This window comes from Curtobacterium sp. MCLR17_032 (genome assembly GCF_003234795.2).
In the GTDB taxonomy this organism is placed as follows: domain Bacteria; phylum Actinomycetota; class Actinomycetes; order Actinomycetales; family Microbacteriaceae; genus Curtobacterium.
In genome coordinates this window covers 3,520,488-3,545,507 of the sequence record NZ_CP126268.1, presented here as the reverse complement: position 1 = coordinate 3,545,507, position 25,020 = coordinate 3,520,488, and the positions used below count along the sequence as shown (strand labels likewise).

The 25,020-nt window shown below is 72.4% G+C and carries 27 protein-coding genes; 13 read left to right on the top strand and 14 right to left on the bottom strand.

Going from position 1 to position 25,020, the window contains the following annotated elements; translation table 11 throughout:
* Positions 1–21 precede the first annotated feature (21 nt).
* Entirely contained in the window at positions 22–1,140 is a 1,119-nt protein-coding gene (locus DEI97_RS16865; protein WP_111074087.1) for a PQQ-dependent sugar dehydrogenase, read from the bottom strand.
* Between the two features lie 138 nt (positions 1,141–1,278).
* Here DEI97_RS16865 and DEI97_RS16860 point away from each other — a divergent pair, with 138 nt between their 5' ends.
* The 4 genes from DEI97_RS16860 (at position 1,279) to DEI97_RS16845 (ending at position 3,705) form a co-directional block, all read left to right on the top strand.
* Positions 1,279–1,785, top strand: coding sequence for a hypothetical protein (locus tag DEI97_RS16860; protein ID WP_111074086.1), 507 nt, complete (start codon positions 1,279–1,281; stop codon positions 1,783–1,785).
* A 55-nt stretch (positions 1,786–1,840) separates the two neighbouring features.
* The gene (locus DEI97_RS16855) at positions 1,841–2,242 is read left to right on the top strand and encodes a (R)-mandelonitrile lyase (protein ID WP_111074085.1); all 402 of its coding nucleotides are present in this window, start codon (positions 1,841–1,843) and stop codon (positions 2,240–2,242) included.
* A gap of 82 nt (positions 2,243–2,324) precedes the next feature.
* On the top strand, positions 2,325–2,990 hold the full coding sequence (locus DEI97_RS16850) for an SDR family NAD(P)-dependent oxidoreductase (RefSeq protein WP_111074084.1): 666 nt from the start codon (positions 2,325–2,327) through the stop codon (positions 2,988–2,990).
* 430 nt (positions 2,991–3,420) lie between these two features.
* Positions 3,421–3,705 carry a hypothetical protein gene (locus DEI97_RS16845; protein ID WP_111074083.1) on the top strand — a complete coding sequence of 95 codons (285 nt, stop codon included), beginning with the start codon at positions 3,421–3,423 and terminating at the stop codon, positions 3,703–3,705.
* Between the two features lie 82 nt (positions 3,706–3,787).
* Here the strand turns inward: DEI97_RS16845 and DEI97_RS16840 are convergent, their stop codons facing one another.
* The 6 genes from DEI97_RS16840 to DEI97_RS16815 all read right to left on the bottom strand — a co-directional run bounded on the left by DEI97_RS16840 (position 3,788) and on the right by DEI97_RS16815 (position 10,138).
* A complete protein-coding gene (locus DEI97_RS16840; protein ID WP_111074082.1) occupies positions 3,788–6,601 on the bottom strand; it encodes an FtsX-like permease family protein in 2,814 nt (937 codons plus the stop codon).
* The gene (locus DEI97_RS16835; RefSeq protein WP_111074081.1) at positions 6,598–7,329 is read right to left on the bottom strand and encodes an ABC transporter ATP-binding protein; all 732 of its coding nucleotides are present in this window, start codon (positions 7,327–7,329) and stop codon (positions 6,598–6,600) included. The genes DEI97_RS16840 and DEI97_RS16835 overlap by 4 nt, the downstream gene beginning before the upstream one ends.
* Positions 7,326–7,928 (bottom strand): PadR family transcriptional regulator, encoded by a 603-nt coding sequence (locus DEI97_RS16830; protein WP_111074080.1) that lies wholly within the window; start codon positions 7,926–7,928, stop codon positions 7,326–7,328. Before DEI97_RS16830 ends, DEI97_RS16835 begins: the two co-directional genes overlap by 4 nt.
* Positions 7,929–8,087: 159 nt before the next feature.
* On the bottom strand, positions 8,088–8,969 hold the full coding sequence (locus tag DEI97_RS16825) for an aldo/keto reductase (protein ID WP_111074079.1): 882 nt from the start codon (positions 8,967–8,969) through the stop codon (positions 8,088–8,090).
* Between the two features lie 9 nt (positions 8,970–8,978).
* Positions 8,979–9,605 carry a YdeI/OmpD-associated family protein gene (locus DEI97_RS16820; protein ID WP_111074204.1) on the bottom strand — a complete coding sequence of 209 codons (627 nt, stop codon included), beginning with the start codon at positions 9,603–9,605 and terminating at the stop codon, positions 8,979–8,981.
* Complete coding sequence (locus tag DEI97_RS16815; RefSeq protein WP_111074078.1) at positions 9,602–10,138, bottom strand: thioesterase family protein; 537 nt, start codon at positions 10,136–10,138, stop codon at positions 9,602–9,604. The genes DEI97_RS16820 and DEI97_RS16815 overlap by 4 nt, the downstream gene beginning before the upstream one ends.
* A gap of 103 nt (positions 10,139–10,241) precedes the next feature.
* Here DEI97_RS16815 and DEI97_RS16810 point away from each other — a divergent pair, with 103 nt between their 5' ends.
* Positions 10,242–10,652, top strand: a complete 411-nt coding sequence (locus DEI97_RS16810) for a hypothetical protein (RefSeq protein ID WP_111074077.1) — start codon at positions 10,242–10,244, stop codon at positions 10,650–10,652.
* 182 nt (positions 10,653–10,834) lie between these two features.
* Positions 10,835–11,821: an aldo/keto reductase gene (locus DEI97_RS16805; protein WP_111074076.1), complete on the top strand. Its 987-nt coding sequence runs from the start codon at positions 10,835–10,837 to the stop codon at positions 11,819–11,821.
* Between the two features lie 74 nt (positions 11,822–11,895).
* Here DEI97_RS16805 and DEI97_RS16800 read toward each other — a convergent pair whose 3' ends face one another.
* The 4 genes from DEI97_RS16800 to DEI97_RS16785 all read right to left on the bottom strand — a co-directional run bounded on the left by DEI97_RS16800 (position 11,896) and on the right by DEI97_RS16785 (position 15,447).
* A complete protein-coding gene (locus tag DEI97_RS16800) occupies positions 11,896–12,375 on the bottom strand; it encodes an FBP domain-containing protein (RefSeq protein ID WP_111074075.1) in 480 nt (159 codons plus the stop codon).
* A 167-nt stretch (positions 12,376–12,542) separates the two neighbouring features.
* Complete coding sequence (locus tag DEI97_RS16795; protein ID WP_111074074.1) at positions 12,543–13,283, bottom strand: class I SAM-dependent methyltransferase; 741 nt, start codon at positions 13,281–13,283, stop codon at positions 12,543–12,545.
* A 99-nt stretch (positions 13,284–13,382) separates the two neighbouring features.
* A complete protein-coding gene (locus DEI97_RS16790; RefSeq protein WP_111074073.1) occupies positions 13,383–14,291 on the bottom strand; it encodes a helix-turn-helix transcriptional regulator in 909 nt (302 codons plus the stop codon).
* A 130-nt stretch (positions 14,292–14,421) separates the two neighbouring features.
* Positions 14,422–15,447: a M23 family metallopeptidase gene (locus DEI97_RS16785; protein WP_146248073.1), complete on the bottom strand. Its 1,026-nt coding sequence runs from the start codon at positions 15,445–15,447 to the stop codon at positions 14,422–14,424.
* A gap of 147 nt (positions 15,448–15,594) precedes the next feature.
* On the opposite strand from DEI97_RS16785, the gene DEI97_RS16780 reads away from it, so the two are divergent.
* Both DEI97_RS16780 and DEI97_RS16775 read left to right on the top strand, forming a co-directional pair.
* Positions 15,595–16,083: a hypothetical protein gene (locus DEI97_RS16780; RefSeq protein WP_111074071.1), complete on the top strand. Its 489-nt coding sequence runs from the start codon at positions 15,595–15,597 to the stop codon at positions 16,081–16,083.
* Between the two features lie 152 nt (positions 16,084–16,235).
* Complete coding sequence (locus DEI97_RS16775; protein ID WP_111074070.1) at positions 16,236–18,446, top strand: NADP-dependent isocitrate dehydrogenase; 2,211 nt, start codon at positions 16,236–16,238, stop codon at positions 18,444–18,446.
* 97 nt (positions 18,447–18,543) lie between these two features.
* Here DEI97_RS16775 and DEI97_RS16770 read toward each other — a convergent pair whose 3' ends face one another.
* The gene (locus DEI97_RS16770) at positions 18,544–19,002 is read right to left on the bottom strand and encodes a DUF3817 domain-containing protein (RefSeq protein ID WP_111074069.1); all 459 of its coding nucleotides are present in this window, start codon (positions 19,000–19,002) and stop codon (positions 18,544–18,546) included.
* A 122-nt stretch (positions 19,003–19,124) separates the two neighbouring features.
* Positions 19,125–20,564, bottom strand: a complete 1,440-nt coding sequence (locus tag DEI97_RS16765; RefSeq protein ID WP_111074068.1) for a DUF4832 domain-containing protein — start codon at positions 20,562–20,564, stop codon at positions 19,125–19,127.
* A 153-nt stretch (positions 20,565–20,717) separates the two neighbouring features.
* Between DEI97_RS16765 and DEI97_RS16760 the strand changes: the two genes are divergently transcribed.
* The 3 genes from DEI97_RS16760 to DEI97_RS16750 are packed head-to-tail and all read left to right on the top strand — an operon-like array spanning position 20,718 to position 23,742.
* The gene (locus DEI97_RS16760) at positions 20,718–21,836 is read left to right on the top strand and encodes a Gfo/Idh/MocA family protein (RefSeq protein ID WP_111074203.1); all 1,119 of its coding nucleotides are present in this window, start codon (positions 20,718–20,720) and stop codon (positions 21,834–21,836) included.
* Entirely contained in the window at positions 21,833–22,585 is a 753-nt protein-coding gene (locus tag DEI97_RS16755; protein ID WP_111074067.1) for a ThuA domain-containing protein, read from the top strand. The genes DEI97_RS16760 and DEI97_RS16755 overlap by 4 nt, the downstream gene beginning before the upstream one ends.
* Complete coding sequence (locus tag DEI97_RS16750) at positions 22,582–23,742, top strand: PP2C family protein-serine/threonine phosphatase (protein ID WP_111074066.1); 1,161 nt, start codon at positions 22,582–22,584, stop codon at positions 23,740–23,742. Before DEI97_RS16755 ends, DEI97_RS16750 begins: the two co-directional genes overlap by 4 nt.
* 23 nt (positions 23,743–23,765) lie before the next feature.
* Here DEI97_RS16750 and DEI97_RS16745 read toward each other — a convergent pair whose 3' ends face one another.
* Positions 23,766–24,053: a hypothetical protein gene (locus tag DEI97_RS16745; protein WP_146248072.1), complete on the bottom strand. Its 288-nt coding sequence runs from the start codon at positions 24,051–24,053 to the stop codon at positions 23,766–23,768.
* Between DEI97_RS16745 and DEI97_RS16740 the strand changes: the two genes are divergently transcribed.
* Entirely contained in the window at positions 24,041–24,574 is a 534-nt protein-coding gene (locus DEI97_RS16740; RefSeq protein ID WP_349814966.1) for a phosphotransferase, read from the top strand. The genes DEI97_RS16745 and DEI97_RS16740 overlap by 13 nt on opposite strands.
* 88 nt (positions 24,575–24,662) lie before the next feature.
* Entirely contained in the window at positions 24,663–24,995 is a 333-nt protein-coding gene (locus DEI97_RS16735; protein WP_181439156.1) for a lactococcin 972 family bacteriocin, read from the top strand.
* Positions 24,996–25,020: the final 25 nt, after the last annotated feature.

Below are 25,020 nucleotides of genomic sequence, written 5' to 3'. Positions count from 1 at the left end.
GCGCGGCACCGCGTGGCGCGGTCAGGACCCGGTGGTCAGCGGGACCTGCACGATCCGGTCGGCGCCCGCGCCGGGGTCACCGCGCCCGTCGGTGTTGTTCGTGACGAACCACAGCGTGTCGTCCGGCCCGGCCAGGACCGTGCGGATCCGGCCGTACTCGCCGGCGAAGTACTCGTGCGCGCTGCCCGGGTCGGCGACCGGGACGCCGCGGAGCACCCGGCCCTGCAGGTTCGCGATGAACACCGTGTCGCCGACGACGGCCAGACCGCTCGGGCTGGCGTCGTCGGTGGCCCACTGCTGCACCGGGTCGACGAACCCCTGGTCCTCGCCGCCGGTGCCCTCGACCTCGGGCCAGCCGTAGTTGCTGCCCGGCTCGATGACGTTGAGCTCGTCACGCCGGTCCTGCCCGAACTCGGAGGCGAACATCGTGCCGTCCGCACTCCACCCGAGGCCCTGCACGTTCCGGTGCCCGAGGCTCCAGACGGGGGAGTCCGGGAATGGGTTGTCGTCCGGAACGTCGCCGTCCGGGGTCAGTCGCAGGATCTTGCCGGCGAGCGAGTCCTGGTCCTGCGCGTCCTCGCTCGCGCCGGCGTCCCCGACGCTGGCGTAGAGCATGCCGTCCGGTCCGAACGCGATCCGGCCGCCGTCGTGGAAGGTGTTCGCGGGCAGGTCGTCGATCAGCGTCGTCGCGTCACCGAGCTCGTACGAGCCGGTCGAGCCCCGTAGTTCGTAGCGCTCGATGCGGTTGCCGTCCTCGCCGGTCGAGTAGACGAACAGGTCGTCGTCGTGCAGGGCGAGCCCGAGCAGTCCGCCCTCGCCGCCGTGCCGGACGCCGGGGACGGTACCCACGGTGCGGGTGTCGCCGTCGGCCGACAGCTCCAGCACCTCCGCCGAGTCGCGCAGGCTGACGAGCGCGTCGGCACCGTCACCGGTGCGCACGACGGACCAGGGCGCCTCCAGTCCGGTGACCACGTCGCTCGCTGGCCCGTCCGGTGCGACCTGTCCGGTCGCCAGATCGGCCGGGGCGGAGGCCCGGGGTGCGCCCGACGGGTCGCTCCGGTCGTCGCCGGTGCAGGCGGTGAGGGCGAGGGCGACGAGCGCGACGCTCACGGCCGAGACGGTACGACGGGTCTGCGTCATGGGGTGCCTCCGGGGTGGGTGTGGACCGATTGCACCCCGCGGAGGTGCGGACGGGCTGGGCGTGTGCGGGTCACGGACACGACGCGGACACGACACGGACACGCTCGTCGTGTCGGTCGGCCGTGCCATGCTCCGGGCATGCAGACCACCGCCGGCAGTCGTCGCCTCGCCGTCGTCGCCGCACTCGTCCTCGGCGTCCTGGCGCTGACGGCGTGCTCGGGCACCGACGGCGACCGGCAACGTTCCGCCCAGGCATGGCTCGACCGGACCGCGGACACCGTCGCCGACCCCGACGGCTGGGACAGCGGCGGTGGGCAGCTCCTCCGCAGCGGCGACGTCGCCGAGGGCGGGTTCATCAGCGACTCGACCCCCGCCGGCCACTACGACGTCGTCGCGGTCTGCCGCGATGCCGGAGCGGTCCGGGTCACGGTCCGGGTCTTCCCCGAGGGCCGCGACGGCGAGGACGGCGTCGTCGCTGGCCGGGCTGCGCTGCGGTGTGGACGGACGGCGCGCATCCCGGTGACCGTGCCCGCTCGTTCCGGGGTGTGGATCCAGGCGCGCACGAGTGACCGGTCGGAGTACGCGCTCTGGTACGGCACGATCGCCACACCCGGGTGGACGCCGCAGGTCTCGGAGGCCCGCTGAGGGGTGTCCGACCAGAACCTCCCCACGTCGACCCGATCGTCCTACCGTCGACGGCATGCAGATCGAACCGAAGCAGCCCACCACGAAGAACCCGCCCGAGATGTTCGCCGGCGACGTCTGGCTCGACCCGATCGCGGCGCCGAAGGAGCCCGGGCAGACGATGACCGTCGCGATGGTCCGGTTCACACCGGGAGCCCGGACCGCCTGGCACTCGCACGCCAAGGGGCAGACGCTGCACGTCACCGACGGGGTCGCCCTCGTCGGCACGCGGGACGGCCAGGTCGTCGAACTGCACCCCGGCCAGACGCTGTACACACCCCCGGGCGAGGAGCACTGGCACGGCGCGGCCCCCGACGACTTCATGGCGCACCTGGCGATGCTCGACAACGCCGAGGACCCCGCGACGACGACGACCTGGCTGGAGCACGTCGCCGACGACGAGTACCACCGCCCCTGAACGAACCGGCCACCGATCCCGGGCTGCCGCACCGGGCCGCCTGGTTCAGTGGAACGACCACCAACCGTCCCCGGAGGACCACATGACCACCATCGCCATCGTCGGCGCCGGCAAGGGCCTCGGGCTCGCCGTCGCGGAACGCTTCGCCCGCGAGGGCTTCGCCGTCGCCCTGATCTCCCGCAACCAGGCGCGCCTCGACGAGCTCGCCGCGTCCCTCCGCGAGCAGGGGCACCAGGCAGCCGGCTTCGCCGCGAACGTCCGTGACGGCGACTCGCTCCGCCACGCGCTCGAGCAGGCCACCGAGCAGCTCGGCCCGATCGAGGTCCTGCAGTACAGCCCGCTGCCCGCGAAGGAGTACATGCGGCCCGTCCTCGAGACGACCGCCGAGGACCTCGTCGGCCCGATCGAGTTCTCGGTCTACGGCTCGGTGAACGCCGTCCGTCAGGTCCTGCCCGGCATGCGCGCGCTCGGCCACGGCACGATCCTGTTCGTGAACGGCGGCAGCGCCGTCCGCCCGGGAGCCCGCGTCACCGGCACCTCGGTCGCGTTCGCCGGTGAGACCGCGTACGCGCAGCTGCTCCACGACGCCGTCCGCGACGAGGACGTCCACGTCGGCCAGCTGATCATCCCGTTCGGCATCGACGACGGCCAGGACGAGCACTCGGGTCGGTCGATCGCCGAGCGTCTCTGGGCGATCCACACCGAGCGCGGCGAGTTCCGCACGTACGCGGAGCCGCTGCCCGAGTGACCGCCGCCGGACGGGAGGCGCGGTGCCAGCCTGCCCCGCACCTCCCGTCCGCCGCGGCCCCACGGCCCGCTGGCGCGCGGCGGCCCGCTGGCGCGAGCTGCCGCCGCACAACCGCAACCGGCTCGAACCACGGGAGTCCGTGGTTCGAGCCGGTTTCCGTTGTGCGCAGCCCGGACGCGCCGCCGGAGCGCGTTGGCCCAGCTCGCCGCGGGCCGCGGGCCGCGGGCCGCCCGACCGTCGCCACCGGTGGCCCCGCGCCTCCCGTCCGCCGCGGCCCGCGGGCCCGCTGGCGCGAGCTGGCGCCGCACAACAGCAACCGGCTCGAACCACGGCAGTCCGTGGTTCGAGCCGGTTTCCGTTGTGCGCAGCCCGAGCGCGCCCCGCGGCCGCGCCGGTGGCCCTCCGGGCACCCGCGGGCTACCGTGGGCGCATGCGACGCAGGGACCGTGCGACGGGCGACACCGCGCTGACGGTCGACGAGGCCACCGCCATCGCCGAGCACGCCGAGAACGGCGACCTCGACATGGAGGACCCGGAGGTCCGCCGCCTCGTCGGCGAAGCGAACCGCCTGCTCGTCCGCGCCGGCGTCTGGGGCATCGCGGAGAGCCCGAAGCAGCGCAGTCGCCGCCGCCTGCTGGCGGTCGGTGCCTCGGTGCTCGTGCTCTCCTGGCTCGCCGGGCTCTTCTTGCCACTGCTCGTCCGGCTGACCGAGTAGCGGTCCGCGACCACACACCGGACGGGAGGCACGGTGCCCGCTGGCACCGCACCTCCCGTCCGCCGGTCAGACCGTCCGCCGCTCAGGCCGTCCGGCGCACCGCGACCCGCCGCCGACGCCCGGCCACGGCCCACACCCCGGCGGTGACCAGGAGCGGCAGCCCGATCGCGAGCACCACGAGCGAGGTCGGGTCCGGCGCGAACGGCAGGTGCGAGACCCCGAGCGGCGTCGGCGTGAACCGCAGCGTGAGCGCACGGAGCGGCAGGACCCCGAGCGCGACCCCGACCAGCGAGCCGACCAGGGTGAGCACCGCGGCCTGCCAGGTGGAGACCCGGCGACGCACCCCGGGGGAGGCGCCGATCGCGTCCAGCACCTCGTCGTCACGGCGACCGTCGGCGCGGGCCAACCCGATCGCGACCGTCGTGGCACCCAGCGTGACGATGCCGGCGAGCAGGACGACGACCAGGGCGATCGGACGGAACGGGTCCTGTGGCCCGGACTCGACGGTGAACGACGGGTACCAGGTGTCGGCCTGCTGCCCGGCGGCGGCCCGCCAGGTGGCGGCGAGGGTGTCCGCGCGTTCCGTCGACATGCCGTCGGGGAAGCTGCCGACCAGGTAGTTCGGCGCGGTCTCCAGGCCGTGCCGTGCGGCACCCTGCGGGGTGAGGAACACGGCGATCTGCAGCGGCTCGTCAGTGTGCTCGACGACGGCCGGCACGGTGGTGGTGCGCAGGGGTTCGCCGGTCGGCTGCTCCCCGTACATCGCGAACTGCGAGGCCTTCCGGGTGTCGAAGCGGACGGCGCCGTCCTCGACGAACTCGCTCCGGACCGCCACCGCGTCGCCGCGCTCGAGGGCGGCGCGCGCTGCTCGGGACGGCTGGTGCCCGATCAGCACGCCGAGGTCGTCGGCGCTGCCCGTCAGGACGTGCGGGCTGCTGCTGTCCGGCCCCGCCAACCAGGCCGAGCAGGGTCCGCTGTCACCGCTCGCGCAGTCGGGCCGGTGGACGTCGACGGGCAGGGTGACCGGTCCGTCGTCCGAGCGGTTCTCGATGCTCGCCCCGAGCACGCGGACGTGCGCCTCCGGGACGACCTGTCGCACGACGCGTACCGCACGCGCGGTGAGGTCGGCATCCGCTGCCCCGTCGGTGTCGGTGACCGAAGTCGTACCGACGCCCATCGCGGTGCGGAACGCGTACTGCTCGTTGCTCTGGGCCGACTGCGACGCCGTGAAGGTCAGGACGACGGTGGCGACGAACACGACGCTCATCACGCTCGCGAGCACCGGGACGGTCCGGACCGGGTTGCGGACGGCGTCCCGCACGGCGATCCGGGCGGGCAGGCCGAACCGTTCGCCGACCCGGGCGACCGCGCCGAGCAGCCGCCGGGCGGCCAGGACGATGCCGAGCTGTGCCAGGCAGGGCCCGAGGGCGACTCCGGCACCGACGATGAGGGCCAGGTGGTCCTCCTGCACGGGGCGGGCGTTGAGCGCGAGGACGACGACACCGCACACCAGGGTCATCGCGATGCCGACGACCGTGAGCACCGGTCCGGCCGCCGCTGCCCACCGCCGCCGGGAGACCGGGGCGGGACGGGTGGCTCCACGGAGGGCACTGTCGACGTCGACCCGGCTGGCGCTCCGGGCGGCGACGAGCGACGCGGCCCAGCCGGCCAGGACGCCGAGCACCAGCACGACGAGCAGCACCAGCCAGGGCAGGTGCACGCCGGGGTACCGCAACCGGTCGCCCGAGTCGAGCAGGTGGAACGCGACGACGCCACCGACGATGCCGAGCGCGGTCCCGACGGCCGCCCCGACGGCACCGAGCACGAGCCCGGACGAGGACACCACGGCGAACAGGAAGCGCCGGTCCCCGCCGACGCTGGCGAGCACGGCGTGGGTCCGGGTGTCGGCGCGGGAGCTGACCAGGAACGCGGCCGCGGCGAGCAGGCCGACCTCGAAGAGCGCGAACACCCCGGCGAGCCCCACGTACCCGTAGCTGACGAGGGACCCCGAGCCGCGAGAGCTCGCGCTCGGGAACGGCGGGTGGAGCACGACGGCCCGCGACTCGACGACGATGCCGTGGTCGTTGTACCGCTGGATCTCCGGCCACGTGATGCTGCGGTCGGGCAGGAACACCTGCGTGGTGCTGTCGTCTGCGAGCCCGAGCGACCCCCACTCCCCGAAGACCGCGAGGTTCGAGTTCGGCATGCCGAGGTCGCGGAGTGTCCCGACGACGGTGACCTGTCGCTGGACGGGGTCGTCGAGCTGCAGGGTCTGGCCGATCGCGATGTGCAACCGGTCGAGTGTCGCCGGGGTGACGAGGACCTGGTCCCCGGACTCCGGGACACTGCCCTCGAGGTGCTGCCAGTGCCCCTGCAGTGCGCCGGCCCAGGTCTGCCCCTCGACGGCGTTGACCGTGACGGGGACCTTCGGCCCGCTGACGACCGCGGTGCTCTGCCGGACCGGGATCGACGCCGCCCCGTCGGGCACGGAGCCGAGCAGGTCCGGCGTCGGGAAGGCGCTGGCGTCGGCGTCGGAGGTGTCCGGTCGGTCGTAGTACCGCTGCAGCGGGCTCTTCTTGGCGATCGTCGAGGTGTACCGGTCGACCGGGTCCTGCCGCATGCCGGCGAGGTCGGGGCCGTTCGCCTCGAGCATCGCCGCGGACTGCCCGAGTTCGACGTTCAACCGGTCCTGGGTGCTCGGTGTGGTCGACGCGATGAGCACCCCACCCGCGGCCAGGCCGGCGATCGGCAGCCCGATGAGCGCCGCGACGAGCACGGCCCGCCCGGGTCGGGCGAACGCCAGACGTCGGGCCAGCAGCAGTGCCGGCCGGACGGCGAACGGGGTGCGACTGCGGATCGTCGGGCGGTGCGTGTCCCGACGGGGCCGCTCGCTCACGGGTGGTCCTGCGCGTCGGTCAGGGCCAGCTCGACGCCGGCGTACACGGTCTCGTCGACGATGCGGCCGTCGCGGAGGAACACGATCCGGTCCGCCCACGCAGCGTGCCGGGCGTCGTGCGTGACGAGCAGTGCACCGGCACCGGAGTCGACGTGTCGGCGGAGCATGCGGAGCACGACCTCGCCGGTCTGCGAGTCGAGGGCCCCGGTCGGTTCGTCGGCGAGGACGAGCTTGCGGTCGCCGACGACCCCGCGGGCGATGGCGACCCGCTGCCGCTGCCCGCCGGAGAGGTCGTCCGGCCAGGCGTCCAGCCGGTGGCCGAGTTCGACGCTCTCGAGCGCCAGCTCCGCCGCCTTCCGTGCACGTCCGGTGCGCCAGCCGTCGAGCTCCAGCGGCAGCGCCACGTTCTCGACCGCGGTCAGCGAGGGGATGAGGTTGAAGTCCTGGAACACGAAGCCGAGCACGCGTCGCCGCAGCGCTGCGAGTTCGCGGGCCGGGCGGTCTGACACCCATTCGCCGTCGATGCGGACCTCGCCGCTCGTCGGGGGCATCAGGGTGCCGGCGACCGACAGCAGCGTCGACTTCCCGGAGCCGGAGGTGCCCATCACGGCGACCATCTCACCGGGACGGATCGTCAGGTCGACACCGGCCAGGGCGGTCACGGCCTGCGCGCCGCTGCCGTACTGCACGGCGACGGCGTCGAGTTCGAGGAGCGCCATCGTGCTCATCGGACGACACCCGTGCCGCGGCGGCCGGTGGGCTCGCTGCCGTACACGTCCTCGTCGTCCGGGGTGTCGGCGCTCGCCCGGGGAGCGGGTCGGTACCGCGCGACGCTCGATTCGACGTGGTCGAGCCACCGCACCTCGGACTCGGCCTGGAACACCATCGACTCGAGGACGAGCGACCACGCCAGCTCCGTCTCGGGGTCCGTGGTGCGCTTGAGTCGGGTCAGGTCCTGCAGCGCCCGGACCGCCGCCGTCCGCTGCACCTGCACGAGGCGCTGCACGTCCACGCCGGGCACGGTCACCGCGATGGCGAACTTGATCGCCAACTCGTCGCGGCCGCGCTTGGCGGGCACCGGTTCGCTGAACCACCGGTCGACCGCCTCGCGTCCCGCGTCGGTCGCCGTGTAGACGACGTGTCCGTCGTCGTCGGCGTCGCCGCGGGCCACGAGGCCGTCGCGCTCCAACCGGTCGAGCGTCGTGTAGACCTGGCCGATGTTCAGCGGCCAGCTGCCCCCCGTGCGGTGCTCGAACTCCCCCCGGAGCTGGTAGCCGTAGCCCGGCTCGGCCACCAGCAGTGCGAGTACGCCCATGCGAACGCTCATCGTTCCCCCTCGACCCGGCGGAGCACTTCCCCGCGGGCATACCGAGTATGCACATACTCGGTATGGGTCGGCAAGCGAACGCCGCGAACATCATCCGGACGACGGACGGGAGGCTCCCCACCGGACCGGTGAGGAGCCTCCCGTCATGCAGTCGGTGCGTCAGCTGTGCAGCTTCGACAGCTCCTGGAACTCGTCGTCGGAGAGTTCGATCGTCGCGCCCTGCAGGTTGTCCTCGAGGTGGTCGACGCTCGAGGTGCCCGGGATCGGGAGCATGACGGGGGAGCGCTTGAGCAGCCAGGCCAGCGCGACCTGCGCCGGGGTGGCGTCCTTCTGCTTCGCCAGCTCGGTCAGCGGCGAGTCGGTGCCCGTCAGCCCGCCGGTCGCGAGCGGGAACCACGGGATGAACCCGATGCCCTGCTGCTCCGACCAGTCGAGGAGTTCCTCGGCCGAGCGGTCGGTGAGGTTGTAGAGGTTCTGCACGGAGACGATCGTGGCGATCTCCTGCGCGGCCTTCACGTCGTCGACGGAGACCTCGGACAGGCCGATGTGGCGGATCTTGCCCTCGTCCTGCAGCTTCTTGAGCTCCCCGATCTGGTCCTCCAGCGGGACCTTCGGGTCGATGCGGTGCAGCTGGAACAGGTCGATGCGCTCCAGACCCAGACGACGGAGGCTCATCTCGGCCTCCTGGCGCAGGTACTCCGGGCGGCCGACCGGCGGCCACTCGTTCGGGCCGGTGCGGGTCAGGCCGGCCTTCGTCGCGATGACGACGTCGTCGCCGTAGGGGTGCAGGGCCTCCTTGAGGAGCTCCTCGGCGACGTAGGGGCCGTACGAGTCGGCGGTGTCGAAGAAGTTGACGCCGAGCTCGACGGCGCGCTTGAGGACGCGGATCGCCTCGTCGTGGTCCTTCGGCGGTCCCCACACGCCGGGGCCGGTGAGCTGCATGGTGCCGTAGCCGAGGCGGTTGACCTCGAGGTCCCCGCCGATGCGGAAGGTGCCGGACGAAGCGGCCGGACGGTTCGTGGTGTCAGTGCCAGTGGTCATGCACCCGGTCTACGCCTGCCCGGCACCACGGTCCTGAGGGTCCACCCGGGGACGGGGGTACGGCGTCTCTCCACGCTCGAGCATCCCGACCAGCTTCGCGACCCGGTTCGCCCGCGCAATCGGGCTCGGGGCGGTCACCACCCGGTGCACGACCGCGTACCGGTTCGTCGCGTCGAGGTCGGCGAACAGCGCAGCTGCCGTGGGTACGGCGTCGAGCGCCGACCGGAGGTCCGCCGGCACCTCGGCGGTCGCCGCACCCGCGTACGCCCGGTCCCACCGGCCGTCGGACTTCGCCCGGTCGATCTCCGCCTGACCGCGAGGACGCATCCGTCCGGCCTCGACCAGCGCCGCGACCAGCCCGACGTTCCGCTGCGACCACAGCGACGCCTTCCGTCGCGGCGTGAACCGCTGGAGGAACGTGGCGTCGTCGAGGCCGCGCTTCGACCCGTCGATCCAGCCGGAGCAGAGCGCCTCGTCGAGGGCCTGCGCGTACGTCAGGCTCGTCGGACTCGTCGTGCCCTTCTTCGCGAGGACCAGCCACACCCCGTCGGACAGCTCCTCGTGCCCGTCCAACCAGGCACGCCAGGCAGCGGCGTCGGCGACGACGAACGGCTCGATCTCGGCGGCCACGCTCAGCCCCGGTCGTCGCTGCTGATCCGGACGGACGCGGCCCACGCCGACACCCAGGCCGGCAGGGTCAGGTCACGAGGTGACCCGCCGGTCGCCGCGAGCAGCTCGTCGGGCGACACCGAGCCTCCCGTCCGTCGCAGGAACCGGGCCTGCACCACCGCGCGCGCCACGACGTCCCCGCGGCGGACGAACGTCTGCTCCATGTACACGGCGCGCTCGTCCACCCCGAGCACCCGCGACCGGAGCTCGAAGCGCTGCCCCAGCGTCAACGACCGCTTGTAGGTGATCGTCTGCGCGGACACCACCGAGTACCAGCCGCGCTCGGCGTACGTGTGCCACGCGCCGGAGCGGAGCAGCAGCTCGAGGCGGCCGAGGTCGAGCAGGGACAGGTACTTGCCGTTGTTGACGTGCCGGAGCGGGTCCAGGTCGGTGAGCGTCACGCGGAACGGGGTCCGCGACTCGTCCCAGAGCGACAGCCGGCGGCGCGGCGACAGGCGCACGCGCAGGGTGAGCAGCAGGAGCCGGAAGGTCAGGTTCACGGCACGATCCGACCACGCGGAGAACGGACATCAGCCGTTTCGAAGACTACGTTCAGGTTCACTGCTGTCAACCGGCTCACCGAGCCACGAAGGGAACCCTCCGATGAGCACCAACTCCGCCACCGGTCGTCCGACACCCGTCACCGTCTCGTTCATCCTCTGGCTGGTCACGGTGGTCCTCGGGATCATCCGCGGTGTGCTCGGCTTCATCGGTGCTGGTTCGTCGCCGCAGGTCCAGGCGCAGGCCGAGGGTCAGGGCGCCGCGATCGGAGCAGCCGTCACCATCGGTGCCGTGTTCGCGATCATCATCGCGCTCGTCCAGCTCTTCATCGTCTTCAAGATGCGCGACGGCCGCAACTGGGCCCGCATCGTGCTGCTCGTCCTCGCGATCCTGCAGGTGCTCGGCATCGCAGCCGCGTTCAACATCGTCGGCACGATCGGCGTCATCGTCGTCATCATCGCCGCCGTGCTGATGTTCCTCCCCAGCTCGAACGCGTACTTCCGCAAGCGCTGACCACCAGCTCGCACCACTCGACGGACCCGGCACCGCGCACCCGCGTGGACCGGGTCCGTCGTCGTCCGTGGCGGCCCCGACCGATGACGGCCTCGGGCATTCCCACCAGGCGGGCACGGTCAGTGCCTCCCTCCGACGCGGCCGGGGCGAGTAGACCGGGACTGCAGACGAAAGGACCACGCATGCAGACACGCACGCTCGCCGACCTCCAGGTCGGCGCGATCGGCCTCGGCACCATGGGCATGAGCGCCTTCTACTCGGGCGCCGGCTCCGACGACGCCGAGTCCATCCGCACCATCCACCGCGCCATCGACCTCGGCGTCACGCTGTTCGACACCGCCGAGGCGTACGGCCCGTACACGAACGAGGAACTCCTCGCCGAAGCCCTCAAGGGCCGCCGCGACGAGGTCGTCATCGCCACGAAGTTCGGCCTGTACAAGCACGAGGCCGACGAGGAGACGCCGAGCCAGGAGCGCGGACTGACCTCGGCCCCGCACTCCGTGCGCACCGCCCTCGAAGGCTCGCTCCGCCGCCTCGGAACCGACCACATCGACCTCTACTACCAGCACCGCGTCGACCCGGCCGTGCCGATCGAGGACGTCATCGGGCAGCTCGCCGGCTTCGTGCAGGAGGGCAAGATCCGCCACATCGGTCTCTCCGAGGCGAGTGCCGCGACGATCCGCAAGGCCCACGCCGTGCACCCGATCACCGCGCTGCAGAGCGAGTACTCGCTGTGGACCCGCGACCCCGAGGGCGACGTCCTCGACACGCTGCGCGAGCTCGGGATCGGTCTCGTGCCGTACTCGCCGCTCGGCCGTGGGTTCCTCACGGGCGCCATCACGAAGCCGTCCGACCTGGACGCCGACGACTTCCGCTCCGCCAACCCGCGCTTCCAGGAGGAGGCCTTCGCGGCGAACATGAAGATCGTTGACGCCGTGAAGGGCATCGCGGACGAGGTCGGCGGCACCCCCGCCCAGGTCGCGCTCGCGTGGCTCCTCGCCCAGGGCGACGACGTCGTCCCGATCCCGGGCACGAAGCGCGTCTCGCGGCTCGAGGAGAACGTCGGCGCGGCCGACCTCACCCTCACGCCCGACCAGGTCGAGCGCCTCTCGGCGCTGCCGCTGCCGACCGGGGACCGCTACCCCGACATGTCGAGCATCGGTCGCTGACCGACGCCACCACCTGACGGACGGGAGGCACGGTGCCAGCTGGCACCGTGCCTTCCGTCCGTCGTCGAGTCGCGTCAGACCTCAGCTGCGAACGCCGCGACCCGCAACTGCAGGTCGTCCATCCGCTGGAGGCGGGCGGCCTCGACGTCGTAGCCCTCGTACGCCGGCGGCGGGGTCTTCCGGACGTTCCGCGAACACTGGAAGTCCTGGCAGACCAGCGTGCCGACGGTGTCGCCCTTCCGACCCGCCGGGCCGGAGCGCTTGGCGCTGTAGAAGACGACGTCGTTCGGCAGTTTCACGTCCTGGCACCACGAGCACTGGGCGCGGGAGCGTGGCGAGGCCTCGGCCTGCCGGAACACGACGCCGATCAGCTCGCCGTCCAGGGTCGGGATGACCGCGGAGGCGCGGCGCGGGGTCTTCGGGTCCCGCCACCCCAGGAAGGTGAGGTCATCCCAGCGGACGGCGTCGAGGTCGGGGACGGTCATCTCGGTGACCTCGCGGCGGGAGGCGTTGACGAAGGAGGCGCGGAGGGCCTCGACGGTGATCGGGAGCATGGGTGAGCCTGTCGTTCTGGCACCGGCGCAGCAGGGTGCGTCACGGGTGCGGTTCGTTCGGAGGGTTCGACGACGACGCCGTGTCGAATGACACGGCGGGGGCGTCAGGCCCTGATGCCGGCGCAGGCGCCGACGACCTCCTCGGAACGGTTGCTCACACCAGCACCCTACGGCTGCGCGACGACGAGCACCAGCGAGCCCTCGTACGACGGCTGCACGCGGAGCCGGCCGTACCGGGCGTCCCACGAGCCGTCCTCGAGCGCGGTGCGGAGGGCGGCGACCGACCGGGCCGCGGTCATCTCGTCGACGGCTGCCCAGGCGGGGTCGGCTCGGCGGGCGGCGGCGTCGAGCAGGCGCTCCGGTCGTGCGTAGTACGCCTCGGAGAACCCGTCGACACACGTGAAGGGGATCGGCAGGCGGGTCGTCGAGACCTCGCCGCCCAGGGCATCGGCGATGCGGTCGAGCGTCGGCCAGCGTCGGGCGTCACAGGCCAGGACCTCGGGCGCGTAGGTGGCGAGCCAGTGGTCTGGGATGCGGGCCGGGTCGCGGGTGAGCAGGACGACCGGGCCGCGGGTGACCCGTCGGACCTCGGCGAGACCCCGTTCGAGGTCCGACCACTCGGGCCACTCGGGCAGCGAGAAGGCCGACGAGGTGGCGTCGAAGGAGTCGTCGGCGAACGGCAGGGCCTCGGCGGTGGGATCGACGACGGTGACATCCCGGTCGCGCGGTTCGTACGGGACGCCCCCGGGGCCTGCGGTGACGTGGAGGACCGTGCGGGCCTGCCCGAGCGCCACCCGGATCGCCCGTTCGAAGACCGGTTCCGGACGACGGTGGCGGGACGGGCTCGGGCCACCGTCGGCCCCGCCGTGCTCGGCGTCGCCAGCCGGTCCGTCCGCAGTCCTCGTCACGTCGTCAGCCTACGGCGGGCAGGTCGACGGCAACCGGGCCGTCGCAGGCGGCTTCGGGCCGGGGCCGGGGCCGAGCGCGCTTCCGGTCCGGGGTCCGTCTCAGTCGACCTGGTCGACCGACTCCGTCGACCGCACGGCGGCCCGCTGCTCCGCCAACTCGGTGGCGGCCCAGGTGCCGAGGAGCGACAGGGACCGTTCGGACTCCGACCCGGCATCGGCGCCGTAGGTGAACACCGTCAGCCCGGGGTCGGCGACCAGTTCGAGCGCCTCGAACGTCAGCTCGAGCTCGCCGACGATCGGGTGGTGCAGGTGCTTCCGGCCCGAGCGGTGCACGTGCACGTCGTGCTCGGCCCACCAGGTGCGGAACTCCTCGCTCTTCGCGGAGAGCTCGCTGACCAGCGTCATCAGGCCCGGTTCGCACGGGTTCGAGGCCGCCGTGGTGCGGAGGACGGCCACGGCGTCGCGGGCGGTCTGCTCCCAGCGGGGGAAGAAGTCGCGGGCGGCGGGGTCGAGGAACGCGAAGCGCGCGGTGTTGACCGGGCGCCCGGCACCGGCGAACACCGGTGCGTACAGCGCGTGGCCGAGGGTGTTCGCGGCGACGATGTCGAGCCGCTCGTTGCGCACCCACGCCGGGGCGCCGGTGATGGCGTCGAGCAGACGCTGCACCGCGGGCCGCACCGAGGTCGGCACCGGCCGGTGGGTGGTCTTCACGCCCGCGTTCGCCAGGTGTGCGAGGTCCGCCAGGTGGGCGCGCTCCGCCTCGTCGAGCTGCAGGGCGGTGGCCAGGCCGTCGAGCACGCCCTCCGAGACGCCCTTGAGGGTGCCGCGTTCGAGTCGCGTGTAGTAGTCGACGCTGACGCCCGCGAGCATCGCGACCTCGTGCCGACGGAGCCCGGGGACTCGTCGGGTACCGCCGCCGAACGACGGCATGCCCGCCTGGTCCGGGGTGAGCCGGGCTCGTCGGCTGGACAGGAAGTCGCGGATCTCGTTGCGGACGTCGATACCCATGTGCCCAGGCTACGTGCCCGTCGGTGTGCCCGGCTGCGGGCGTCGGACGGGAGGCTCGGCACCGGTCCGGAGGCGCGCCTCCCGTCCGTCCTCGGGTTCCGCCGGCACGGCGCTGCCGGATGCGCTGTGGCTAGAGGGCGCGGCCGGTGTGCGCGGCGAGCCAGGCGGCCGGGTCGATCGGCAGCGTGCCGTCCATGAGGACCTCGAGGTGCAGGTGCGCCCCGGTCGAGACCCCGGAGGACCCGACGCTGCCGATGAACTGGCCGGGCTCGACGCGGTCGCCGACCTTGAGCGGCGACGAACCGGGGATCATGTGGCCGTACAGGGTCGAGACCTTCCGGCCGTCCACCTCGTGGTCGATGATCACGGTCTCGCCGTACGAGAAGTAGATCCCCGACACCCGCACGGTGCCCGCGGCGACGGCGCCGATCGGAGCGCCCATGCCCGGGTTGAAGTCGAGTCCCTGGTGCAGGGACGAGCAGGCGCCGCACGGAGCGGCGCGGTACCCGAAGCCGGAGCTCATCCGCACCGGGCCCGGGAACGGCGAGCGGACGTCGCCGCCGTACGTGACCGTTTCGCCGGCCGCCACGGCACCGGCGCCCGTCGAGGCGACACCGCCGCCGACCGTGAAGCCGTCGCGCGAGGTGCTCGGCAGCGCCACCTGGGTGACGGCGAAGTCCTGGGTGCTCACGGCGGGGGCGAGGGTCGCGATGGCGGCGGAGGTGCCGGTGCTGGCGTGCGCGGGCATCGCGGCGGCGCCGAACATCGCGAGTGCGGCGGCGGCGCTCGTCAGGGTGAGGCGGCTGGCGCGGGCTCCGCGGCCGCGGCGGCGGGCGACAGGGGTGGCGGGGTTGGCGGCCGTCTTGCTGGCGACGGCGACCGCGCGGCGGGGGACCCGGCGGATGCGGGTGTCGGCGTGCGCGGCGGCCGGCGTGGTGACGACCGGGGTGGTGCGCGCCTGAGCGGTGACGACCGGGGTCGTCGCGGTCGGCGTGCGCTCGGGTGCCGGTCGCGGTGCACGCGTTCGGGGCTTCGTCGCGGCGGCCTGCTCGGCCCGCTCCGCCGCCAGGGCAGCCCGCTCCGCCGCCAGGGCAGCACGACGCGTCAGGTGCACGACGGGCGTGCTGCGGGGGTGGTCTGCGTCAGGGAGAGTCATGGCCGGAGCCCATTCTGCACGAACCTGTCCGGTTGTACAGCCCCTCGTTCCCCGGCCGACTGCGGTCGGGGGTGCGCAGATCGACGGGATCCGGGCCTCCCGGCTGTGGATCAGTAGTGTCGAGACGAGCGACGGAGAGGACCCCTCATGTCCCGATCGCCGCGGGAGCGGCACGAACCCATCGACCTGCGGTCGGCGGAGGTCGTGCTCGCCGGCACCCAGGACCTGCTCCCGATCCTGCGGGCCGCTGCCGTCCGTGCCGGAGTCGATGCAGCGCGGATGCGCGTGGTCGGTGTCGACGACGTGCCGGAGCTGCACGAGACCGCCGATGCGGAGCTCGCGGTCATCGCGATCCGCCGGCCCGGCGAGGACCCCGCGTTCCACCGGGCGCAGGAAGCGGCCGAGCTCCTCGAACCCCTGCTCCGGCCGGGTGCGGTGCGCATCGTGATCACCGTGTCGCGGGTGACCCGACTGGCCCCGAAGCTCGAGCGCGCCCTGACCGCCGAGGTCCTGCACCAGCTCGGTGCGGCGAGGGCCTGGTCGGGGTTCCGTCGGCCCTTCCGGAACCTACGCACCCGGCTCGGTACGGCCGGTCTGCGGGCGGCCGGGCTCCGGGTGTTCCGCCTGACGGTCTGAGCGTTCCGCGGCGGACACGGCTGGTCGCTTCCTCCACAGGTCCGGGGATCACTGGCGCTCCTCCACAGGACGGGTATCTTGATGTCGAGACATCTCACGCCGCGAGTAGCGTGGGGGGCACGGACCGCGCGAACAAGGGAGTACCCGCCAGCATGGCCAAGATCATCTACACGCTCACCGACGAGGCCCCGTTCCTCGCCACCCACTCCTTCCTGCCCGTCATCGCGTCCTTCGCGAAGACCGCGGGCGTCGAGGTCGAGACCCGCGACATCTCGCTGTCGGGCCGCATCATCGCCCTGTTCCCGGAGCGGCTCAGTGCTGAGCAGCGCCTGGACGACGCCCTGGCCGAACTCGGCGAGCTCGCCGGGACGCCCGAGGCCAACATCATCAAGCTGCCGAACATCTCGGCCTCGATCCCGCAGCTCAAGGTCGCCATCGCCGAACTGCAGTCGCAGGGCTACGACCTGCCGGACTACCCCGACGAGCCGACCACCGACGACGAGCGCGACGCCCGCGCCCGCTACGACCGCGTCAAGGGCAGTGCTGTCAACCCGGTGCTGCGCGAAGGCAACTCGGACCGTCGTGCGCCCCTGTCGGTGAAGAACTACGCCCGCAAGCACCCGCACCGCATGGGCAAGTGGAGCTCGGACTCGAAGACGAACGTCGTCACGATGGGCGTCGACGACTTCCGCTCCAACGAGAAGTCCTGGGTCGCCCCGGCCGACGACACCCTGACGATCACCTTCGTCGGGCAGGACGGCAGCGAGCAGGTGCTCAAGCAGTCGATCCCCGTCGTCTCCGGCGAGGTCGTGGACGGCACCGTGCTGCACGTCGCCGCGCTCGAGCAGTTCCTGCAGAAGCAGATCCAGCGCGCCGCGGACGAGGACCTGCTGTTCTCGGTCCACCTCAAGGCCACGATGATGAAGGTCTCGGACCCGATCATCTTCGGGCACGTCATCCGGGCGTTCTTCCCCGACGTGTTCGCGCGGTACGGCGCCGACCTCGCCGCCGCCGGGCTCACCCCGAACGACGGCCTGGGCTCGATCTACGCCGGACTCGACGCGCTGCCGAACGGCGCCGAGATCAAGCGGGCGTTCCAGGACGGCATCGACGCCGGCCCCGACCTCGCCATGGTCGACTCCGACAAGGGCATCACGAACCTGCACGTCCCGAGCGACGTCATCGTGGACGCCTCGATGCCCGCGATGATCCGCACCTCCGGCCACATGTGGGGCCCGGACGGCGACGAGCACGACACCGTCGCGGTCATCCCGGACTCCAGCTACGCCGGCATCTACCAGGCCGTCATCGAGGACTGCCGTGCCCACGGCGCCTTCGACCCGGCGACCATGGGCTCGGTGCCGAACGTCGGACTCATGGCGCTCAAGGCCGAGGAGTACGGCTCGCACGACAAGACCTTCGAGCTGCCGGGCGACGGCGTCGTCCGTGTCACGAACGCCGCCGGCGAGACCGTCCTCGAGCACGACGTCGAGCAGGGCGACATCTGGCGTGCCTGCCAGACCAAGGACATCGCGATCCGCGACTGGGTGAAGCTCGCCGTCACCCGCGCCCGCGCCACCGGTTCCCCCGCCGTGTTCTGGCTCGACGAGACCCGCGCCCACGACGCGGTCCTGATCGGCCTGGTCCGCACGTACCTGCAGGAGCACGACACCGACGGCCTGCAGATCGAGATCCTGTCGCCGGAGGACGCCATGCGCTTCTCCCTCGACCGGATCCGCCGTGGCGAGGACACCATCTCCGTCACCGGCAACGTCCTGCGCGACTACCTGACCGACCTGTTCCCGATCATGGAGCTCGGCACCTCGGCGAAGATGCTCTCCGTCGTCCCGCTCCTCGGCGGTGGCGGCCTGTTCGAGACCGGTGCCGGCGGCTCCGCACCGAAGCACGTCCAGCAGCTCGTGCAGCAGAACTACCTGCGCTGGGACAGCCTGGGCGAGTTCCTGGCCCTCGCGGTCAGCCTCGAGCACCTGGCCGGCGTCACCGGCAACGCCCGGGCGAAGGTCCTGGCGGACACGCTCGACCGCGCGACCGGCACCTTCCTCGACGAGGACAAGTCCCCGGGCCGCAAGCTCGGCTCGATCGACAACCGTGGCAGCCACTTCTACCTGGCGAAGTACTGGGCCGAAGAGCTCGCTGCGCAGACCCAGGACACCGAGCTCGCCGCGGCGTTCCAGGGTCTCGCGACGACCCTCGCCGAGCACGAGGACACCATCGTCGAGGAACTCGTCGCGGTGCAGGGTCACCCGGCGGACATCGGCGGCTACTACCGGCCCGACGACGCCAAGACCAGTGCGGTCATGCGTCCGTCGGCGACGCTGAACGCGGCGCTCGCCAGCCTGTAGGCGCGACCACACGACGGACGGGAGGCCCGGTGCCAGCTGGCACCGGGCCTCCCGTCCGTCTGTGGTGCTGCCGCGCGACCGAACCGGTCGCGACCCGTCAGCGCGACGGGACCGGCGGGCCGATCGTCAGCAGCACCACGAAGACGAGCGCCACCAGGACCACCCCGATCGCCGCGGCCAGGAACGGGTGCGCCACCACGACGAAGAGCAGCCGATCGAGCGGACCCGGGCGCTCCCCGGCCTCGGGGCCGCGACGCCACCCACCGTCGAGCATGCCGCGGCGGGCGACACCGACCTCGAACGGCAGCGTCGTGTACGGCACGATCGCACTCACCCAGCCGAGGACCGTCGCGCCGAACGACCACCGCTGGTTCACCGCGACGACCGTCGTGACGACGAGGTACGCCAGGAACACGAAGCCGTGCACTCCGCCACCGACCCGGACCGGCCAGTCACCGGCACCCAGGCCGTACTTCAGCAGCATGCCCACCAGCAGCAGGGTCCAGGTCACGAGTTCGGCGATCGCGAGGCCGCGGAACAGGGATCGAGGGGTCATGGCCCCCATCGTGGCGGACGCCGGGTGGAAGACGGGTGGACGGCCGCCGCACGCCAGGACGCCCCGGGCCGTTGTGCCCGGGGCGTCCTGGCGTCAGCGACGGCCGACGACGATCACGACGCTCAGCGCCGGACGGTCACCACCTGCCCGAGACGGTTCACGCCGGTCGTGGCGTCCCACGTGCCGACGTTCGCGGTCTGGATCGCGAAGGCCGGGTCGCGGGAGACGGACCGCTCGGCGGCGGGCATCGCGAGGGCGACGTCCCACTTGCCGGTCGGCACCCCACGGAGCGAGGCGGTGACGGTCGCCGTCGTGCCCGGCTGCCACGAGGACGCGTCGGCACGGACGGGAACGGTGACGTGTCGGTGGCCGTTGGTCAGGACGAGCTGGACCGGGCGGTGGTTGTACGGCGCTGCCCAGCCGTCGTTCCGCACGGACACCGAGACCGCCGCGTGCTTGCCGGAGGTCACCGTGCTCGAGGTCAGCGTGAACCGGTAGCCGAGCTTCTTCGCCGCGTCGGTCATGCCGTCCTGACCCCAGGTCGACAGGACGTCCTTGTTGTAGTCCAGGTTGAGGTAGCTGTAGTGGTACTTCGCCATCTCGGCCGAGGCGGACGGGTACTCGGACCGCGGCGCGTTCACGGCGCAGGTCTCCCCGCCGACCGGGACGTACCGCGAGTCGGCGGCCAGGTAGTCCTGGTCGAGCGACAGCGGGTCGGTCAGGAAGGTGCCGAAGTCGTCGGGCGAGGCCAGGAAGCAGTCGTTGTGGTGACCGATCCTGGACGCGGCCGACCCGTCGTGCGCCTGCCGCGGCGTGAGTGCCCCGGCGGCGCCCGAGGTGGTGCGGAGCGCGTCCTGCTTCATCTGCATGGTGCGGACCTGGATGGAGCGGCTGGACGGCAGGGCTGCCAGCTCGGCCTGGATCACCTGGCGTCGGGCGTCCTTGTCCGCCTCGGTCAGCACGCCGGGGTTGGCCGGGTCGCTGGCGAAGTGGTCGGTGTAGTAGCCCTCGCCCCAGAGGCCGATGAAGCCCTCCTGCAGGGTCGGGATCACATCGGCGTTCCGGCGGAGGGTCGGCGTGAGCTGCTTGATGTGTGCGAGCACCGTCGGCAGGTCGGCGTCGCCGTACGGAGCCGAGTACGGGTAGCTGCCGCCCTGGACGTAGGCGAAGCGGGTGATCACGCTGACGCCGGCGGCTCGCGCGGTGTCGTAGTCGTGCTGCACCAGCTGCAGCCAGGCGGGGCTGAGGCGCCGCTGGTCGACGAACGCCTCCATGTAGAACACCCGGACGATCTGGGTGACGCCGTCGGCGCGGTAGCCCTGCAGGGTGCCGGCGTCGAGCGGGGTGTAGCCGCTGCCGTCGGCGCGGTAGTGCGTCTCGGTGGTGTGGTCGAACCCGCGCTGGGGGTTCGGGATGACGGCGTCGCTCGCCGTGTACGACACGGTGGAGCTGGTCGGCGCCGGGTGGTGGTCGCTGTGTGACGACGACGCCCACGCGTTCGTCGGCACGGCGAGTGCGATCACGGCCGCGAGTGCGGCGGTGGTGATGGTGCGGTGCTGCATCGGACGAGCCCCTGACCTCGGCGCAGGTGCGGATCGACACCCCCTGGTGTCGGAACCTGCGCGAATGTGATCTGAAGGTAGGTCAAACGATCAGAAAACACCACCCCCGGTTCCTCGTATCGATTCGACCCGTTTCTCGGTAGCGTGGTCGACATGTCGCAGACGACGGACGCATCGAAGACGCTGCGCGTGGGGGTGGTCGGGCTCGGGTACGCCGGGACGACGCACCTCGACGCCTACACCGCACTCCCCGGCACCGAGGTGGTGGCACTCGCGGGCAAGGAGACCGAGCGGCTCCACGAGCTCGCCGAGTCCCGCCACGTGCCGCACACGTACCCGGACTGGCAGGACCTGGTCGCCCGGGACGACCTGGACATCGTGTCGATCGGCGTGCCGAACTCCCTGCACGCCCCGATCGCCATCGCCGCACTCGAGAGCGGCAAACACGTCTTCTGCGAGAAGCCCCTGGCGACCACCGGCGCCGAGGCCCAGGCCATGGTCGACGCCGCCGTCGCGAACGACCGTGTGCTCGAGGTCGCCTACAACCACCGCCGCCGTGCCGACGTGCAGTTCCTGGCCGACCACGTCCGCCCCGTCGACGGGCAGGACGGTCCGCTCGGGCACGTCTACCACGCCCGCGCGAGCTGGCGTCGACGCGCCGGCATCCCCGGGATCACGTCGTGGTTCACGAACAAGGACGCGGCCGGCGGGGGCCCGCTCATCGACCTCGGCTCGCACGTGCTCGACATCGCGATGTACCTGATGGGGGAACCCCGGGTCGTGGCCGTCAGCGCCGTCGCGTACAACGAACTCGGCACCGCCGGACGCGGTGGCAGCACCGGCGGCGGCCCCGTCTCCGACGCGACCGGTCGCCCGTTCGACGTCGAGGACTTCGCGAACGCCCTGCTCCGCTTCGAGGACGGCTCGAGCCTGCAGCTGCAGGCCTCGTGGGCGTCGTACTCCAAGGACGACGAGGACATCGAGGTCGAGCTCCTCGGGTCCACCGGCGGCGCCCGGCTGTTCGTCCGGAACTACGCCACCGAGGGCACCGTCGAGCTGTACTCCGACATCGACGGCGTCCCCGCGGTCACCCGTCCCGCCGTGCACGTGCCGGCCGGCCACCACCAGCGGGTCATCGAGGAGTTCCTCGCCACCATCCGCTCGGGTGCACACGAGGGCCACCACGGCGAGTTCGCGCTGCACCGCACCCGGGTCGTCGACGCCGTCTACGCCTCGGCGCAGGCCGGTCACGAAGTGGAGGTCGTCCGGTGAACATCGTCGTCTGGAACGAGAACGTCCACGAGACCCGCGGTGACGAGACCGTCCGCGAGCACTACCCCGACGGCATCCACACCGTGGTCGCCGCCGGCCTGGAGGCACGACTCACCTCCGCCGACACCGTCACGACCGCCACGCTGCAGGAACCCGAACACGGGCTGACCGAGGAACGTCTGGCCGCGACCGACGTCCTGTTCTGGTGGGGCCACATCGCCCACGACGAGGTCGCGGACGAGGTCGTCGACCGGGTCGTCCGCCACGTGCACGCCGGCATGGGCCTGGTCGTGCTGCACTCCGGCCACTACTCGAAGCCGTTCACCCGGCTGATGGGGACGACCTGCTCGCTGAAGTGGCGCAACGACGGCGAGCGCGAGCTGGTCTGGACGATCGCGCCCGAGCACCCGATCGCCGCCGGGGTCCCGCACCCGATCGTCATCGACCGCCAGGAGATGTACGGCGAGTACTTCGACATCCCGCGCCCGGACGAAGAGGTCTTCCTGTCGACGTTCGCCGGCGGCGAGGTGTTCCGCTCCGGCGTCGCCTACCGCCGCGGACTCGGTCGGGTGTTCTACTTCTCGCCCGGCGACCAGGAGTACCCGGTGTACCACCACCCCGACATCCAGCGGGTCCTGGCGAACGCCGCCGGGTGGGCCGCACCGACCGGTCCGCGCCGCCAGCTCACCGCAGACCCCCACCCGAGGGACTGGTTCCTGGACGACGCTTCGCGTAGACAGGGGGGATGACCGGACCGCAGGACGTCGACCACCGCACGGCCCTCATCGAGGCGCTCGACGTCCTGGGTGCCGGCCCCGAGGAGCGCTTCGACCGGATCACCCGGATGACCCACGACGCGTTCGGGGTCCCGCTGACCTTCCTCAACCTGGTGCACGGCGACCTGGTGACCACGCAGTCGACCTACGGGTGGAACCAGGGCACGAGCGTGCCGGCGAACGAGCAGTTCTGCGCCACCACCGTGCTCACGCCGGAGCCGATGGTGATCCCGGACGCCAGGCTCGACCCCCGCTTCGCGCACACCCCGGCCGTCGCCGAGCACGGCATCCGCTTCTACGCCGGAGCGCCGCTGTCGATGCACGACGGCACCCGCGTCGGCACGCTCTGCATCATGGACGCCGAGCCGCGCACGTTCTCGGCGACGGACCTGGCGCTGCTCCGGGACCTGGCGAGGTGGGCCGAACGCGAGCTCGGCTACGCGATCGAACGCGACCGGCTCGCCAAGGTACGGGAGGCACTGGTGCCGGATCCACTCGACGTCCCGGGGCACGAAATGGCGACGCTCGCTGTCCAGCGTCCGGACGGCGGTGGCGGCCTCACCGACTGGCGGATCGCCCCCGACGGCAGCCTGCACCTGACGGTCGGCGCGGTGGTCGCCGGACGTGTGTCGGCCCTCCTGGCCGCCGACGTGCGCGGTGCCCTCGCCGCCCGGACGCGACTGCCGATCACCGAGGCGATCGCCGGACTGGAGGCCCAGGTCGCCCCCGACCTGCGGGTCGCCGACGCGGTGGCCGAGCTGGTGCACGCGCGCCTCGACCCGACCACCGGGCACGTCGACCTGGTCGACGCCGGACTCGGCACCGCGGTGGTGGTCGCGGCCGACGGCAGTGTCCGACCGGTCCGCTCCACGGAGCTGCCCGTCGGGCTCGGCACCGCGTCCGCACCCGGGTCCCGCTCGACGCTGTCGGTCGACCTCGCTGCCGGTGACCGGCTCGTCCTGGCTTCTGATGCCTGGGCGACCGTGCCCGGAGTCGAGGGGCCCGAGGCGATCGCAGCCCTCGTCGCCGCGCAGCCGGACGGGGCGGCGGCCGTCGAGCACGTCCGCGCGCTGCTGCCCGAGGGCGACCCGGCGACGGACCTGACGCTCGTGGTCGTCACCCGGCGCTGACCACCGGACCCCGGCCGGACGCGTCAGCGGTACGACGTGCCGGGCTTCCCGGCGAACGCCGCGACGAGCAGGGTCGCGAGCATCCCGAACCCGGTGAGCACGACCCCGAGCCCCGCGAGCTGCCAGTACGCACTGGTGACGTGCTGCGGCTGCGTGACGATCTGCGGCCACCACGGGTCCAGGAACGGCACCGAGCCCGGGAACGGGTCGAGCCCGAACATCGCCAACCCGCCGAGCAGCAGCACGACCCCGAGGGCAGCCATCGCACCCCGGCGTCCGCCGAGCATCCGGACCACGAGTGCCGCCCCCATGCCGACCAGCCCCACGACCGCGAGCGCGAAGGCCGCGACGAACACGGGCTGCGGCACGAGCGAGAACCAGTCGAGCACGGCGATCGGCACGAGCAGCCACCGCCCGGTCCTGGCCCAACGTGCGGGCGTGCGCCATCCATGCATGCCGGGAACGGTACGACACGAACCCGGACGACCGCCCGGCTACCATCGCGACCTGCACCCCTGCACCCCTGCACCCCTGCAACCTGCTCGTCGAGGCCGGCCCGCAGGGCGACCACCTGTCGGCGGTCGTCGACTTCGGCGACGTCACCGCGGGGGACTCCGCCGTCGACCTCGCGACGGCCTGGCTGACGCTCGACCGGGAGGCCCGGGCCGACTTCCGCCGCCGGGTCACCACCGCGGATGCGAGCCTGGACGAGCACTCGTGGGGACGTGCCCGCGGATGGGCGGTGTCGATCGCGTCGGCGCTCGCGATCAGCGACGAGCCGTCCTTCCGCACGGTCGCGCGGCGGGCGATCGACGCGGTGCTCGACGACTGACGGTGCGTCGGCGCCTCTCGAGATCCCTACTGGCATCCAGAACTGCAATGTTGGTATGTTCGCACGGTCCGCTCACGAAGGGATCACCATGAACAAGCGCCTCACCGTCGCCGGCCTGTCACTGGTCGCCGCGCTCTGCCTCTCGTCGCCTGCTGTCGCCGCCGAGGGCGGGTCGGCGGATGCTGACGCACCTGCATCCACCCGGTCCATCGTCCGTGTCGGCGGTGGGTACTGGGAGTACGGCACCTCGAACGGCTTCGTCCAGTCCTTCTACAGCCACGCCAGCAAGACCCACAAGGCGACCGCCTGCGACGGCAAGAACCGCTGTGCGTACAGCGGCTGGAAGCCCAAGGGGGCGTACGCCAGCGCCATCCGGGACAAGACCGCGAGCGGCAACACCGCCTACTGGGGCGTGAAGTAACGCGCCAGCGCGCCGCTTCTCCACA